This window comes from Actinoplanes cyaneus (assembly GCF_016862095.1).
Classification (GTDB): domain Bacteria; phylum Actinomycetota; class Actinomycetes; order Mycobacteriales; family Micromonosporaceae; genus Actinoplanes; species Actinoplanes cyaneus.
This window is the reverse complement of the sequence record NZ_BOMH01000007.1, coordinates 24,179-40,063: the sequence shown is the minus strand read 5'-3', so window position 1 is coordinate 40,063 and position 15,885 is coordinate 24,179. Positions and strand designations below refer to the sequence as shown.

The 15,885-nt window shown below is 69.9% G+C and carries 10 protein-coding genes; 7 read left to right on the top strand and 3 right to left on the bottom strand.

All coding sequences use genetic code 11. From position 1 onward, the window contains the following. Positions 1 to 219 precede the first annotated feature (219 nt). The 7 genes from urtA to fxsT (Acy02nite_RS04590) all read left to right on the top strand — a co-directional run bounded on the left by urtA (position 220) and on the right by fxsT (Acy02nite_RS04590) (position 10,376). Positions 220 to 1,476: an urea ABC transporter substrate-binding protein gene (gene urtA / locus Acy02nite_RS04620; protein WP_203738530.1), complete on the top strand. Its 1,257-nt coding sequence runs from the start codon at positions 220 to 222 to the stop codon at positions 1,474 to 1,476. A 29-nt stretch (positions 1,477 to 1,505) separates the two neighbouring features. Next, the gene (gene urtB / locus Acy02nite_RS04615; protein WP_203738529.1) at positions 1,506 to 2,393 is read left to right on the top strand and encodes an urea ABC transporter permease subunit UrtB; all 888 of its coding nucleotides are present in this window, start codon (positions 1,506 to 1,508) and stop codon (positions 2,391 to 2,393) included. A gap of 145 nt (positions 2,394 to 2,538) precedes the next feature. Next, complete coding sequence (urtC, locus tag Acy02nite_RS04610; RefSeq protein ID WP_239174220.1) at positions 2,539 to 3,567, top strand: urea ABC transporter permease subunit UrtC; 1,029 nt, start codon at positions 2,539 to 2,541, stop codon at positions 3,565 to 3,567. Continuing rightward, positions 3,564 to 4,298 carry an urea ABC transporter ATP-binding protein UrtD gene (gene urtD / locus Acy02nite_RS04605; protein WP_203738527.1) on the top strand — a complete coding sequence of 245 codons (735 nt, stop codon included), beginning with the start codon at positions 3,564 to 3,566 and terminating at the stop codon, positions 4,296 to 4,298. The genes urtC and urtD overlap by 4 nt, the downstream gene beginning before the upstream one ends. After that, positions 4,299 to 4,991 carry an urea ABC transporter ATP-binding subunit UrtE gene (urtE, locus tag Acy02nite_RS04600; RefSeq protein WP_203738526.1) on the top strand — a complete coding sequence of 231 codons (693 nt, stop codon included), beginning with the start codon at positions 4,299 to 4,301 and terminating at the stop codon, positions 4,989 to 4,991. A gap of 174 nt (positions 4,992 to 5,165) precedes the next feature. After that, positions 5,166 to 6,407 (top strand): TIR-like protein FxsC, encoded by a 1,242-nt coding sequence (locus Acy02nite_RS04595; RefSeq protein WP_203738525.1) that lies wholly within the window; start codon positions 5,166 to 5,168, stop codon positions 6,405 to 6,407. Between the two features lie 27 nt (positions 6,408 to 6,434). Further along, positions 6,435 to 10,376, top strand: coding sequence for an FxSxx-COOH system tetratricopeptide repeat protein (fxsT, locus tag Acy02nite_RS04590; protein WP_203738524.1), 3,942 nt, complete (start codon positions 6,435 to 6,437; stop codon positions 10,374 to 10,376). A gap of 72 nt (positions 10,377 to 10,448) precedes the next feature. Here fxsT (Acy02nite_RS04590) and Acy02nite_RS04585 read toward each other — a convergent pair whose 3' ends face one another. The 3 genes from Acy02nite_RS04585 to fxsT (Acy02nite_RS04575) all read right to left on the bottom strand — a co-directional run bounded on the left by Acy02nite_RS04585 (position 10,449) and on the right by fxsT (Acy02nite_RS04575) (position 15,879). Next, a complete protein-coding gene (locus Acy02nite_RS04585; protein WP_203738523.1) occupies positions 10,449 to 11,609 on the bottom strand; it encodes an FxsB family cyclophane-forming radical SAM/SPASM peptide maturase in 1,161 nt (386 codons plus the stop codon). 4 nt (positions 11,610 to 11,613) lie between these two features. Continuing rightward, positions 11,614 to 11,781 carry a hypothetical protein gene (locus Acy02nite_RS04580; RefSeq protein ID WP_203738522.1) on the bottom strand — a complete coding sequence of 56 codons (168 nt, stop codon included), beginning with the start codon at positions 11,779 to 11,781 and terminating at the stop codon, positions 11,614 to 11,616. Positions 11,782 to 11,958: 177 nt separating this feature from the next. Continuing rightward, positions 11,959 to 15,879, bottom strand: a complete 3,921-nt coding sequence (gene fxsT / locus Acy02nite_RS04575) for an FxSxx-COOH system tetratricopeptide repeat protein (protein ID WP_239174295.1) — start codon at positions 15,877 to 15,879, stop codon at positions 11,959 to 11,961. Between the last annotated feature and the right edge of the window lie 6 nt (positions 15,880 to 15,885).

Here is a 15,885-nt window from a genome sequence, read left to right as displayed (position 1 = left end):
GGCAGCTGTTTATCGGTCGGCTTTTTGTTTTCAAGATCGACGTCCATCGAAACTCGCCATTAAGCGGCGGGTAACAGGCCAGAAATCGATACATCTAAGACTGGCGTTGCCCTGGACGGCATCGTTGCCGGTCAGCGCGGTGCAACGTCCGGCTACCCCGGCGGCATGGATTCCTTTTGCATTTTTGCGAATGTCGAGCCGAAAAGGCTAGGAGACTTCATGTTCAGGATTCCCGGTCGCCGGTCGGCGGCCATTGTCGCGGCCGTGGCGGCCTTCGCGACCCTCACCGCCTGCGGCGCCAAGACCACCGACTCGGCGACGACGTCCGGAGCCGGCGCCACGATCGACACCTCCGGCTCCTCCGTCAAGGTCGGCCTGCTCAACTCGCTCTCCGGCACGATGGCGATCAGCGAGGTGACCGTCCGGGACTCGCTCAAGCTGGCGATCGACGAGATCAACGCGGCCGGCGGCGTGCTCGGCAAGCAGATCGCGCCGGTCAGCGAGGACGGCGGGTCGGACTGGCCGACCTTCGCCGAGAAGGCGCAGAAGCTGATCAGCCAGGACAAGGTGGCAGCGGTCTTCGGCTGCTGGACGTCGGCGTCACGCAAGGCGGTCAAGCCGGTCTTCGAGAAGAACAAGTCACTGCTCTTCTACCCCGTGCAGTACGAGGGACTGGAGCAGTCGCCGTACATCTTCTACACCGGCGCCACCACGAACCAGCAGATCGTGCCGGGTCTGGACTACCTGAAGGCGCAGGGCAAGACCTCGTTGTACCTGGTCGGCTCGGACTACGTCTTCCCGCGCACCGCCAACAAGATCATCAAGGCGTACGCCGAAGCCAACGGCATGAAGGTGCTGGGCGAGGACTATGCGCCGCTGGGCTCCACCGAGTTCTCCACGATCGTCAACAAGGTGAAGGCGTCCGGGGCGGCGGCGGTCTTCAACACGCTCAACGGTGACAGCAACGTCGCGTTCTTCAAGGAGTACAAGTCGGCCGGCCTGACCGCCGCGTCGATGCCGGTGGTCTCCGTCTCGATCGCCGAGGAGGAGGTCAAGAGCATCGGCACGCAGTACCTCGCCGGCCAGCTCACCGCGTGGAACTACTACCAGACCACGCCGGGCGCGGCCAACGAGAAGTTCGTCAAGGCGTACAAGGCGAAGTACGGCGCGGACAAGCCGACCAGTGACCCGATGGAGGCCGCGTACACCTCGGTCTACCTGTGGAAGGCCATGGTCGAGAAGGCCGGCTCGTTCGAGGTGGAGAAGGTCAAGGCGGCCTCCGCGGCCGGCGGCATCACCTACGACGCGCCCGAGGGCAAGGTCACCGTGGACGGCGCCACCCAGCACATCTTCAAGACCGCGCGGATCGGCAAGGTCGGCGACGACGGCCTGATCACCGAGGTCTGGAACTCCGGCGAGCCGATCAAGCCGGACCCGTTCCTCAAGGGCTACCCCTGGGCGACCGGGTTGTCCTGACCCGCACCAGGCGCTGGAAGGGACCCACCGTGACTCTCGTCCTCAGTCAGCTCTTCACCGGGATCAGCATCGGCGCCGTCCTCCTGCTGATCGCTCTCGGACTCTCGCTGACCTTCGGTCAGATGAACGTGATCAACATGGCGCACGGCGAGCTGATCGCGGCCGGCGCCTACACCGTCTACGTCCTGCAGAAGGTGCTCAGCGGGGCCGGGCTCTCCCTGCTGATCGCCCTGCCGGTGGCCTTCGTGGTGGCCGGGCTGCTGGGTGTCCTGATCGAGGTGCTGCTGATCCGCCGGCTCTACGCCCGCCCGCTGGACACGCTGCTGGTCACCTGGGGCGTCTCGCTGATCCTGCAACAGGTGTTCCGGGACGTCTTCGGTGCGCCGAACGTGCAGACCAGGGCTCCGTCGGCGCTGACCGGCAGCATCCACGTCACCGACGATCTGGTGATCTCCAGCAGCCGGGTGTTCATCCTGGTGCTGGCGCTGGTCGCGGTCGCAGCCCTGACCGCGGGCCTGCGGACCACGCCGCTGGGCCGCCGGATCCGTGCCGTCGTGCAGAACCGTGACCTGGCCGCGGTCTCCGGGCTGGCCACCGGCCGGGTCGACCGGCTGACCTTCTTCATCGGCTCGGGACTGGCCGGGATCGCCGGGGTGGCGCTCACCCTGGTCGGCCCGATCGGCCCGACCATGGGCACCAACCTCATCGTGAACGCGTTCCTGGTCGTCGTCGTGGGCGGCATCGGCCAGCTCAAGGGCACCGTGATCGTGGCGTTCACGCTGGGCATCGTGCAGTCCATGGTGGAGTACACCACCACGGTCAGTGTCGCCAGCGTGATCGTCTTCGTGGTGATCGTCGCGTTCCTGCAGTGGCGCCCGCAGGGTCTGTTCACCCTCCGGACAAGGAGCCTCGCGTGAGCGACTGCACCGCAGCGAAGCAAGGGCCAGGAGGGCACGCCGTGGGAGGCTCAGCGTGACGACACTTCAAGATCCGGTGATTGCGCCGGACCCTACGATTCAGCCGGCCACGCGCCGGTTCGGGGCGGGCACCGGCTCGCGCGCCGTGATCGGATTCGGTCTCGCGGCCGTGGCACTGTTCGGGCTGGCGCCGGTCGTGCTCGGCGACTTCCGGCTGGGGCTGCTGGCGAAGTACCTCTGCCTGGCCATCGTCGCGGTCGGCATCGGCCTGGCCTGGGGTCGCGGCGGCATGCTCACTCTCGGCCAGGGCGTCTTCTTCGGTCTCGGCGGCTACGCCATGGCGATGCATCTCAAGCTCACCGACGCGGGTCCCGGCCAGTTGCCGGACTTCATGCAGCTGTACGGGCAGCTGGACACCCTGCCCTGGTGGTGGAAGCCGTTCGCCAGCCCGGCGTTCGCACTGGCCGCCACGGTCCTGCTGCCGATGCTGGTGGCGCTGCTCCTGGGCCTGCTGATCTTCCGCCGCCGGGTGCGCGGGGCGTACTTTGCGATCCTCTCCCAGGCTCTCTGCGCGGCCCTCGCGATCTTCCTGATCGGGCAGCAGGGCACCACGGGAGGCACCAACGGCCTCACCGACATCCAGGGCTTCTTCGGGTACGACCTGAACGACCCGCTCAACCGCCGGACCGTCTACTTCGTCGTGGCGGCCGCGCTGCTCGCCGTGCTCGGCATCGCCTGGCAGCTGATGCGCAGCCGGTACGGCGAGCTGCTGGTCGCGGTCCGGGACGGCGAGGAGCGGGTGCGGTTCCTCGGCTACGACCCGGCGAACGTCAAGCTGGTCGCGTACGTCGTCGCGGCCGGGATGGCCGGGCTGGCCGGGGCGCTGTTCGTCCCGGCGGTGGGGATCATCTCGCCGGCGATGATCGGGGTGGTCCCGTCGATCGAGTTCGTGATCGGGGTGGCGGTCGGTGGACGGGCCGGCCTGGTCGGGCCGGCGCTCGGCGCGATCGCGGTGGCCTGGGCCCGGACGGCGCTCTCCGAGCGGCTCCCGTCCGCGTGGACGTACTTCGAAGGCCTGCTCTTCATCCTGCCGGTCGTCTTCCTGCCCGGTGGGCTGGCGTCGCTCGCGGTGCTGCTCCGGCGTCGTACGGCGAAGAAGGAGGTCGCGGCGTGACCGGATTGACCGTACGTGATCTGAAGGTGGTCTTCGACGGGTTCGTCGCCGTCGGCGGTGTCGACCTCGACGTGCCGGCCGGCGACGTCCGGTTCATCATCGGGCCGAACGGCGCCGGCAAGACCACCCTGGTCGACGCGATCACCGGCCTGGCCCGGGCCACCGGGACGGTCACCTTCGACGGGCAGGAGCTGCTCGGCCGCAAGGTGCACCGGATCGCGCGGCTCGGGGTCGGCCGGACGTTCCAGAACTCCACGGTCTTCGAGGAGCTGACCGTCCTGCAGAACCTGGACATCGCGGCCGGCTGGCACCGCGGCCCGCTCACCCTGCTGCGCCGCCGCACGTCGATCCCGCCGCGGGTGCAGGCCGCGCTCGAGACGATCCGGCTCACCGCGGTCCGCGACCAGCTCGCCGGGACCCTGCCGCACGGGCAGAAACAGTGGCTGGAGATCGGCATGCTCCTGGTTCAGGACGCCAAGCTGTTCCTGCTCGACGAGCCGGTCGCGGGCATGAGCCACGAGGAGCGCGACGCGACCGGCGAGTTGCTCGGCGAGCTCAGCAGGGACCACACGGTCGTGGTGATCGAGCACGACATGGACTTCCTGCGGCGCTTCGCCCGGACCGTCACGGTCATGCACGCCGGCCGGATCCTGTCCGAGGGGACGGTCGCCGAGGTCCAGGCCGATCCCCGCGTCCAAGAGGTCTATCTCGGCCACTCCGTGGAGGCTTAGATGCTTCAGATCAACGACCTGCATTGCGGGTACGGCCGCAGCACCGTCCTGCACGGCGTCTCGCTCGACGTCCCGGCCGACGGGGTGGCCGCGATCCTGGGCCACAACGGCGCCGGCAAGAGCACGCTGCTCCGCGCCGCCGTGGGCCTGCTCCGGCCCAGGTCCGGCACGATCCTGCTCGACGGCGAGGACATCACCCGCCTCGCGCCGCACGAGCGGGTGGCGCGCGGCATGGCGTACGTCCCGCAGGGTCAGCAGAGCTTCCCGCACCTGACCGCGTGGGAGAACCTGCGACTGGTCGCCGACGGCCGCAAGGACGGCAAGGCCGCGACGGCCGAGGCGCTCGAGGTGTTCCCGGCGCTCAGGGAGCTGCTCGGGCGGCGGGCCGGCCTGCTCTCCGGCGGTCAGCGCCAGCAACTCGCGCTGGCCCGGGCCCTGATCACCCGGCCGCGGCTGCTCCTGCTCGACGAGCCGACCGAGGGCATCCAGCCGTCGGTCGTCGCCGAGATCGAGCAGACCGTCCTGGCTCTGGCGGGCCGCGGCGGGATGTCGGTTCTCCTGGTCGAGCAGCACGTCGGCTTCGCGCTGCGGGCCGCCGGGCGCTATTACGTCCTGGAGGCGGGCCGGGTCACCTCGGCCGGCGACGGCGGGTCCGGCGCCGAGGCCGGAGTGCGGCAGGCCCTCACGGTCTGAGGCGACCTCGCGTGACCCGGTCCGCCGGCCTTCCGGCCACGGTGGACCGGGTTTCGGGCATGTGCGAGTTAGGTGACCGCCTATATACTCCTCGTGAGCGACCTGCCGTCGACCGCTCTGGCGCATCTACGACCGTCACCGTCACCCGGTGTCGCCACGACTGGGAGCACCCGCTTGCCGGATTACTACTTTTTTCTCAGCTACGCGCGCGGGGACGACCGGGAATCGGTCAAACAGTTCTTCAACGACCTTTCCGCCGAGGTCCGCACGTACGCGGGACTGCCGACCAACGCGGTCGTCGGTTTCCTCGATGTGGAGATGCAGGTCGGTGAGGCCTGGGCGCGCACCCTGATGGGTGCCCTCGGCAACTGTCGCGCCTTCGTCGCCTTGATCTCTCCCCGTTACCTGCTCAGCGAGCCGTGCGGCCGGGAGTGGACGATCTTCGCGGACAGGTTGAGCGCCCTCGAGGTGGGCGAGCCGGTGGTGGAGTCGCCGCCACTGATCCCCCTGCTCTGGCTGCCACCGCGCCGGCTCCCCGCCGTGATCGAAGCCCGCCAGTACCTGAACCACGGCATGCCGGACGTGTACGGCCGGAACGGGCTGCGGCAGATCATCCGGCTCCAGCGCTACCGGGACGACTATCTGGAGCTGCTGACCCGGCTGGCCCAGCAGATCGTGGAGGCACACGACGCTGAACGGCAGTTGCCGCGATACCCGAGCACCCTGCCGTTCGACCAGGTCCGGAGCGCGTTCCACGACACGACCACGTCGCCGCTGCCGGACACCGGGCCGGCGGATCAGGTGGAGTTCGTCGTCGCGGCGCTGTCCCGCGCCGACCTCGGCGGTCACCTCCTGCCCGGCGTCGAGCGGGAGTCCCGGTTCTACGGTGAGCTGCCCGAGCACTGGGCGCCGTTCCGTCCCGACCTGGACGCGCCGATCGCCGACCGGGCCCGGCAGGTGGCGCTGGAGCACCAGTTCCAGGCGCTGGTGACCGATCTGAACGGCCTACGGGAACAACAGGGTCAGGAGGACGACGCCGTCCGGATCGTGGTCCTCCTGGTGGACCTGTGGGTGACCGGCCTGACCCGCCACCGGACCGCCCTGGCCAGGTTCGACGAGGTAAACGCCGAGGAGCAGGCGTCGGCGGCGGCCGTGCTCGTGCCGGCCGGCCACGACGACGAGCAGACCCACACCCACCTGGGTCAGCTGATGGCGGCGCTGGGCCAGGTGTTCGGGCGCCGGATGAACGCCCGGCTGGACAACACGTTCCGCAGCGCGATCCTCAGCCCCCAGTCGTTCGACGCCGACCTGGGAGTCATCCTCGAGCGCTCCCGCAATCGCATGTTCCGCACCAATCCGGTGCACCGCCAGCTGCCCGGCCGTCCCGGGCCGCGGCCGATCCTCCGCGGCCCCTGACCGCCGTCGTCCAGCAAGGGAACCGTCATGACGCGATCCCCGCACGCCCGCGAAACCGGCCACATCCTGACCTTCTACTCCTTCAAGGGTGGCACCGGCCGCACCATGGCCGTGGCCAACGTGGCGTGGATCCTCGCGGCCAACGGCATGCGGGTCCTCGTCGTCGACTGGGATCTGGAGTCCCCGGGCCTGCACCACTACTTCCGCCCGTTCCTCGCGGACAAGAAGCTCCGGCATTCCCGCGGCGTGATCGACATGATCCGGGACTTCGCGGCGGCGGCCGTGGACCCCACCGCCGACCCCGGTGAGCCGGACTGGTTCCACCGCTACGCCGACGTGGAGCGTGAGGCCGTCTCCCTCTCCTGGCAGTTCCCCGGTCGTGGCCTGATCGACCTGCTCCCCGCCGGGCAGCAGAACGCGGCCTACTCCGGCACGGTCAGCACGTTCGACTGGGCGGCGTTCTACGACCGGCTCGGCGGCGAGCAGTTCCTGCTGGCGCTGCGGGAGAACATGGCGCAGGGGTACGACTACGTGCTGATCGACAGCCGCACCGGCCTCAGCGACTCAGCCGGCATGTGCACCGTCATCCTGCCGGACACCGTCATCGACTGCTTCACCCTCAACGAGCAGAGCATCGACGGGGCGGCCGCGGTGGCGAGCTCGATCGTGCGGCTCAGCAATCGGCGCCCGGTCCGCATCCTGCCCGTGCCGATGCGGGTCGAGGACGCCGAGCTGTTCAAGCTGGAGACCGGGCGGGATCACGCGAGGCAGCGGTTCGAGCCGTACCTGCGGCTGGATCCGGACGCCGCCACCACGTACTGGGGTGACGTGGAGATCCCCTACAAGCCCTTCTTCGCGTACGAGGAGATCCTGGCGACCTTCGGCGAACGCGCCCGTCAGGAGCACTCCCTGCTCTCCTCCTTCGAACGGCTCACCGCGATCATCACCGACGGCGCCGTGACCGAGCTGCCGATCATGGACGAGCGGGAGCGACGGCGCTGGCTGTCCTCGTTCGAGCGGCAGAAGCCCGCGTTCAACCCGCACACCGTGATCAGCTACGCGTCGATCGACCGGACCTGGGCCGACTGGCTCGCCGGCGAGTTGGAGCAGATCGGCCAGTCGGTCACCCTGCAGGAGATCGAGCTGGCAGGCACGGCCGCGGCGCTGGGTGGCGAACCGGCATCGACCGGCAGCCCGGGCGCCCGGCTCCTCGTCCTGATCTCCCAGAACTACCTCGGCTCGGTTGCGGCCGGGTGGCTCTGGCAGCAGACCGGCGAGCGGGACTCCGCCGGGGGCAACGTCATCCGGGTCCGTATCGACAACAGTCGGCTCCCGGCGTCGTTCGCCGAGCCACGGGCCCGGGAACTGGACCTGTTCGGCCTCGACGAGGAGCAGGCCCGCTCGGCCCTGCTGAACGCCTTCGACCAGGCTCACCTGGAGCCGCCCGCCACCGCGGACCGCGCGGCGCAGCGATCCGGCTCCCGGTTCCCGGCGAACACCCCGCCGGTCTGGAATCCCCCGCAGCGCAATCCCACCTTCACCGGGCGCACCCGGCTGATGGAGGACCTGCGCGATCGCCTGCCGATCAGCACGACCGCCACCGCCCCGCAGGCGCTGTTCGGCCTCGGCGGCGCCGGCAAGACGCAGCTCGCTCTGGAGTTCGTCCACCGGTTCGCCGCCAACTACGACATCGTCTGGTGGATCCCGGCCGAGCAGCCCAGCCTGGTGCGTGCCTCCCTGGCCGAGCTGGCCCTGGCCCTGGATCTGCCCACCGCGCCCACGACGGCCGAAGCGGTCGACAACGTGCTGGACGCGCTGCGCCGTGGCGAGCCCTATCGGCGCTGGCTACTGGTGTTCGACAACGCCGACCAGCCCGAGGAGATCCGGCAATACCTGCCCAGCGGGCCGGGACACCTGCTGATCACCACCCGGAACGTGGCGTGGAGCCGGTTCGTGACCGCCACCGAGATCCCGGTCTTCTCCCGGGTCGAGAGCATCGGCCTGATCCGGCGCCTGGTGCCGGCGATCTCCGAGTCGGACGCCGGAATGATCGCCGGCAAGCTCGGTGACCTGCCGCTGGTGATCGAGCAGGCCGCCGCCTGGCTGGCGGTGACCGGGATGCCGGCAAGCGCCTACTCCGAGCTGCTGGACACCGAGCTCCCCCGGATGCTGCAGGAGAACCCGCCACCGGGGTACGAGCAGACCCCGGCCGGCGCCTGGCGACTGTCGCTCGAACGCATCCGGGCCGACCTCCCGGCCGCGGCTCGCCTGCTGGAGGTGTGCGCGTTCTTCGCCCCGGAGCCGATCCCGATGCGTCTGCTCTACAGCAACCAGTTCGTGAAGCTGCTGGAGGAGATCGACCCGACCCTCCAGGACCCGCTGCTGATCGGACGGCTGGTCCAGGAGATCGGGCGCTACGCGCTGGTGCGCTTCGACGCCACCGAGGACACCATCGAGATGCACCGGCTGGTCCAGACCGTGGTCCGCTCGGAGATGACGCCGGAGGACCGGGAGCAGACCAGCCGGAACGTGCACGACGTCCTGGCCGCGGCCAACCCCAAGGACCCCGACGAGGCGAGCACCTGGCCCGACTACCGGCTCATCCGCCGCCACCTCGAACCGACCGGCGTGCTGAGGTCGACGATCGCGCCGGTCCGCCACCTGGTCATCGACATGGTGCGGTACCTGTGGCAGATCGGTGACCTGCAGGACAGCCAGGAACTCGGCGAACGGGCCCTGGCCGCCTGGCGGGAGTCCGGTGGGCCGGACGACTCGACCACCCTCTGGCTCCGGCTGCACCTGGCGAACCCGATCCGCTCCCAGGCGCGTTACACCGAGGCCCTGGAGATCGACAACGAGGTGCACCAGTCGTTGCTGGAGCAGCTGGGGCCGGACCATCCGTACATCGTCATGAGCCTCAACGGCCTGGCCGCCGACCTCAAGGGCCTGGGCCGTTACCGGGAGGCCCTCGACCTCGACAACGAAGCGCTCGCCCGGGCGACCCGGGTCCTGGGCCCCGAAGCCCGCCGCACGAACTTCGCGATGAACAACGTGGCCCTGTCCCTGCTGTTCATCGGCGACTTCCGGGGCGCCGCCGAGGTCGCCGAGCGGGCCAACGCGCTCGCCGGCCGTCTGCGCGAGCCGCGCCCCTACGCCTTGACCATGGCCCGGAACCTGGGCCGGTGCTACCGGGACCTGGGGCGGTTCAACGACGCCTACCGCCTGCTGAGCCGGGTCCTGCAGAAATCCGAGGAGGTCAACGGGCCTGCGCACGCCGAGACGCTGGCGATCACCCGGCTCCTCGCGGTCACCCTGCGCAAACTCAGCGATCTGCAACAGGCCGACCTGCTGACCCGGGACCTGCGTCCCAAGCTGGAACGCCGGCTGGGCCGCAGCCACCCGGAGACTCTCGCCTGCCTCAACGACCTGGCCAACGTGCAGTCCGCGCTCGGCGACGACCAGACCGCGCTCCGGACGGCGGAGACCGCCCTGCGACAGCACGAGGCCCGTCTCGGCACCGACCACCCCTCCACCCTGGCGTGCCGGAACAACGTGGCGATCTTCAAACGGCGCCTCGGCGACCACGTGACCGCCCGGGAGATCAGCGACCAGGTGATCGGGCGCTTCCAGGAGCTGCTCGGGCTCAATCATCCGTACACGCTGGCGTGCCTGGTCAATCGCGGCAACGAGCTGTTCGACGGGGGTGAGCCGCACGAGGCGCTCGCCAGCGACCAGGACGTGTGCGAGCGGCTGGTGCAGGCCCTCGGCACGGACCACCCCGACACGATCGCCGCGCGCAACAACCTGGCGATCACGCTGGCCGAGCTCGGTCACCAGGAGTCCGCCCGGGAACTCACCCGCGAGGTGCTCGGCCACTCCATCCGGGTCCTCGGGGAGAATCACCTGAACACCGTCGCCGTACGCGAGGGAAGGCGCCTGAACTGCGACATCGACCCGCCGCAGATGTGACGTCAGGCCCCACCGGCGGACGACCGGGCGCGTCCACGCCGGGGAATCAGGCCGGCGCCACGCCGTCCGGTGTCACCTGACGGTGGCGGGCAGGGCGGGCCGCAGGTCGGCGAAGACCCGGTCGCGGATGTGGTCGATCAGCCGGAGCTGGTCGGCGCAGTACACGGTGGGATTGCCGAAGTCGGCGGGCGCGCGGAAACGGTGGGCGTAGTGCCCGCCACCGCAGACCCGCACCGCCGGGCAGCGCCGGCAGGACTCGGCGAGCCCCTCCAAGCCGACCTGCCGGGCGCGCACGCCGGGGTGGGCCAGCGCCTCGTCAAGGGTGTTGTCGAAGACGTTCAGCCCGGTCCCGGCCGCTCCGTCGGCGGCGGTCTTGAGCGCGTCGGACTGCTCGATGGCGCCGTCGGTCTCGATCGTCACGTAGTCCACCGGGTCGAGACCCGTCGCCTCGTAACCGCTGCTGCCGCCGAGCAGCAGCGAGATGATCGAGCTGAAGAGCCGGATGTCGGTCCGCTGCGGGGCGTCGTACCAGCGGTCGAAGATCGTGACCAGCCAGTCGCCGTACGGCGTGGCGGGGTCCCCGGGAACGCGGAACGGCGGCGGGTCCGTCCAGTTGCCGTGCGGGAGGAGCAGATCCATCGTCGGTGGCTCGAACGCCAGCAGCGCCTCGTACACCTCGATCGGATCGTTACGGACGTCGATCGTGCAGAGCAAACCGCGGTAGAGGTGCCGGAACCGGTCCGCGCGCAGCCTGTCCAGCCCGGCCGCGACGTCGGCGTGACTTCCCGCGCCGTGCGCGTAACGCCGATGCCGGTCGTTGGCCTGCGCCGGCCCGTCCAGGCTGACCCCGACCCCGATGTCGTGCCGCCGGAGAGCCTCGAGCATCGGCTGGTCGAGCAGGACCCCGTTGGTCTGGACGGTGAACCGGGACGCGACAGCGCCACCCAGCGCCTCGCGGACCGCGCGGGTGACCGCCCCGACCGCCTCCGGGCCGGCGAGCAGCGGCTCACCGCCGTGCAGCACCACGGCGATCGCGTCGATGCCCCAGGACCGCACATGTTCCGCCACCCGGTCCGCCGCGGCGGCGATGACCTCGGGCGACATGACCTTGGGCCGGGTGCGCCACGACTGATCCGCGTGCTGATACACGTAACAGTAATCGCACGCCAGATTGCACCGGCTGTGCAGCTTCAGAAGCACCTGGCGGAATGGACGTGCCGGCACATCGGCCATCGATTCAACTGACGAAGTTGGTGAAATACGCCGTCGTCAGGTCCGCATTGTTGTCGACCCGGTCGAGGATGGCGAGGAGAACCGGACGATCGACCTTCTTCCGGTCGACCAACTTGCGTGTGCCGTCGGCGAGGACGTACGCGTCGTCCTCGGGCTGCGCAGCCGGCTTCATTCCCACCCCTCTGAATAGAGCGGGGGAAGCGTAGCATCCGCCAAGAGCGCCTTATCGGGGAACACGAGCCGACGGGCATTGTTCGCCTGCCCGTGAACGGTAATGCACTCGTGAGCCTGAAGGCACGTGTCCACGGCCCGGGAGTCATGACGGCTCCGGCGCCGTGGCCGGGCCGGATCAGTCCTGTGGCGGTTCGAGGTCTACGAAGGTTCTCCCTCCGGCGAGCAGGGCCACCACCTGGGGATGGTTCTCGGCGAACACGCCACCGGCGAGCCGCAGCGTCTCCCGGCGCAACTCCTCGCCACCGGCTTGATCACCGGTCGCCAGCCGGCTGGCCGCCAGGTTCGCGGTGGCCGCCAGAACCGTGGGATGGCTCCGGCTGTGCAGCCGCTCCCGCAGTCGCACGAGGGCCGCCGCGTCCCATTCCAGCGCGGTCTTCGCGTCACCCGATTCGAAGAAGGCACTCGCCAGGTTCATCCGGCAGATCGACACGTACGGATGCGACTCGGGGAAGGTCACCTGCAGCGCGGTCAGGGTCCGGTCGAGCAGCGCCACAGCCTCTCTCGGCTGACCGTTCGCGGACAGCCGGGCGCCGAGGTTGTTCGCCACCATCAGAGCGGACGGATGGTCCTCGCCCACGATCCGGGAGTAGCCCGCCAGCACCTCCTCGGTGCCGGCCCGGGCCGCCGCGTGATCACCCTGGGCGGCCTGGATGTTGGCGACCTCCAGCCGGCAGGAGAGCGCGTGCACGTGCTCGGGGCCGACCGTCTGGCCGAACATCTCCACCGACCGCTCGGCGAGCTCCCGCGCCTCCGCCAGGGAACCGAGACGCCGTAACGTCGTGGCGAGTTCCCGCTGCGTCAGCAGAAGGTAGTCGTCGGTCTGATCCAGCGACTCCCGGCAGGTGGCGAGCGTCTCCAGCAGCAGGCCCTCCGACCTGCGCAGGTCGCCGTCGGCACGCAGGGACCGTCCCAGGTTGCGGCGGAACAGCAACGTCCACCGCGCGGCCGGCCCCAGAGCCGTCTCCGCCATCACGACCACCTGCTCGCCGATCTCCCGGGCCCGCCCGGAATCGCCGGTCAGCAGCAACCAGTTGGCGTAGTTGTTCCGGGCGGCGAGGGTCCGGCGGTGGGTGTCGCCGACCGTGGTCTGCCAGTGGAGAACGATCTGCTCGCCGAGTTCCACGGCGCGCTGGTACCGCCCGAGACCCGCGTACGCGGCGGCGGCCCCGCTGAGCGCGATCAGCGCGTACGGATAGGTCTGGCCCCGCTGCGCGATCATGCGCTCGGCGGCGTCCTCCTGGATCGCCAGCGCGGCCTGGTATTCACCGTGGGCCAGCAGGATGTTGCCCAGTTCGCTGCGCATCCGCAGCAGTGACAGGTGCTCGGGGCCGAGACGGGACTCCCAGGTCTTCATCGTCTGCTCGGCGAGGCGCCGGCCGCCGGCCAGGTCGCCGCGGTACCGCAGGTATCGCACCATGTCGATGGCCAGCTGATGCACCTCCGGATTGTCCGAGTCGAGCGCGCCGGACGGCTCCAGGTGAGTCAGGATCCCCTGGTACGTCGGCCAGCTGTCCTGGTCCGAAGGTTCGCCCCGCTGGGCCTTCGCCAGGATCACGTGCATCTGCTCCCGCCTGCGCCTCTGCTCCTCAACGGCGAGGTCGCTGATAATGACACTTTGCACCAGGCGATGCATGCGGAGCGCGTGAACCGCCGAATCCACCCGGGCCAGCCCGAATCGGCTCGCCTCCCGCACCAACGAGTTGCGCATCAGTTGGTCGCGGAACATCGGGTCGTACTCCGCCAGGGCGTCCGCCATCCCTGGGCTGTCCATCAGGGCGGTCGGAATCGGCTCCGGGGCCATCACCGCCAGCAGTTCGACGAGGAAGGCGGCAGCCGGGTTGGCCTGCCGCAGACGCTGCTGGGAAAGCCGCCAGGTCTCGGCGGCCGGGTGGCGGTAACCGGGCGGCGGCGGCTCGTTGAGGATCCTCGGCAGTTGTTCCTCGAGAAGATCGAGATAGTTGCGGGCACGCATGCCGGTGGTGACGAGCCAGGCGGCCGCCTGCTCGACGGCCAGGGGCAGGTCGCCCAGCTTGGCGGCGATCTCCTCGGCGTCGGCGTCGGAGAGCCCGGCCACCCGGCGGGTCAGCAGGGCCCGGCTCTCCGAGCGGTCGAAGACGTTGATGTCCAGCGTCCAGGCTGTCCGGGACCATTCCTGCCCGGGTGTGGTGACCACGACGTCACCGGGGCCGGTGGGGACGAATTGCCGGATCTGCTCCGGATCCTCGGTGTTGTCGAAGACGACGATCCACTTGGGCGACGGGGTGCCCAGCCGGAGCGCCTCCAGCACCGCGGCGGCCTCCTCGTCGGCCCGGGCGGACCCGGCGAGCGGCAGGCCGAGCTCCCGCGCCAGGTCGGACAGGGCGGTGACGACCAGCGCCGGCTGGTCGGCGGAGATCCACCAGACGATGTCGTAGTCGGCGTTGAACCGGTGCACGTACTCGACGGCGATCTGGGTCTTGCCCACCCCGCCGATGCCCTGCAGGACGACCGGGCCGGTCTGCGCCGTGCTCGCGTTCAACTGCTCGCGCAGCACTTCGAGCGTCGCGTCGCGACCGGTGAAGCCGGGGTTGCGGGCCGGAGCGCGCCAGACCCGGGCCGGCTCGAACGGGAACCGGGGATTCGGCCCGCCGGAGATGCCGAAATACCCACCGGCCGGGTCCCGGATCTCCAGACGGGCCAGCAGCGAGTCGCGGGCCGTGCGTTCCGGCACGTTGAACATGTCCACCGGCTCGCGCTCGGCGAACGGCTCCGGCGGCCGGAAACCGTCGACCCGGACCGGCACCAGGAACCGGCCCCGCCCGGGAGTGTCACGCCGGACGGTGAGCCGCCACCAGGTCTCCATCTGCGGGACCCGGACGGACTCCTGCGAGAGCAGCAGGATCGCGCAGTCGGCCCGGGACAGGACCTCGGCCACGTCCACCGGCGCGTTGACGTCCTGGAGCACGTTGCGTTGCCCCGCCAGCCGCAGCTGATAGGAGATCCACTCGGCCCAGATCCGGTCGCGCGGGGTGTAGCAGATCAGCGCGGGCCCCGGGCTGACCGCGCCCCGCTGCTCGAACTCGGACAGCCAGCCCAGGCGGATCGCCTCGGAGATCTCCGCGAGCTCGCACCTCTCGCCGACCAGCTCACCGGCCAGCCGCTCGTACGCCGCGAGCAGGTCGTTCTCCTGATGGGGCCGGTCGCCGAAGGTGGCGAGGGTCTCCTCGTACGCATAGAAGGGTTTGTACGGCTGCTCGACCTGACCCCAGTACTTGCTGGGGTCGGCATGGCCCAGTGCGCTGACGAACTCGCTGAACTTCTGCTGGGCGAGAACCCGGCGCTTGTTCAGCTTGGCGGCCTCGCCGTCCTCGACCCGGCTCGGCACCGGGAGGATCCGGATGTCGTTGCCCAGGCGGCGGATGTCGTTGGCCACCGCGACGGCGCCCTCGATGCTCTGGTTGTTGTAGGCGAAGCAGTTGACCACCGTGTCCGGCAGGGTGACGGTGCAGATGCCGGCGTTGTCGCTGAGACCGGTGCGGCTGTCGATCAGGACCACGTCATAGTGCTCCCGCATGTCCTGGGCCAGGCTGACGAGGAACTCCGCGCCGTTCAGCCGGGAGTAGAACGTCTCCCAGTCGAAGTTGCTGACGGTGTCGGAATACTCCGGGGCCTGCCGGCCGGACGGGACGAAGTCGATCGAGCCGCCGCGGGGGAACTCGTAGCGCTCCAGGGAGGTCGCGTACTCCTGGATCCGGGTCAGCCGCCGGATCTCCTCGGATCGCAGTCCCTCACCTCTCGACTCGGCCTCACCGGCCCGGCGCTCGAACCGGGTGATCATGTCGATGACACCGGGTGACTGGCGCAGGTCGCGGTCGGCCAGGAACGGTGAGTAGTACCGGTGCAGGCCGGGTGACTCCAGGTCCCAGTCCACGGTCAGCACCCGGCGCCCCGTGCCGGCCAGGATCCAGGCCACGTTGGCCAGCGCCATCGTCCGCCCGACGCCACCCTTGAACGAGTAGAAGGTGATGATCTGCCCGTCCCGCCCCGAGGGTTCCATGATCAC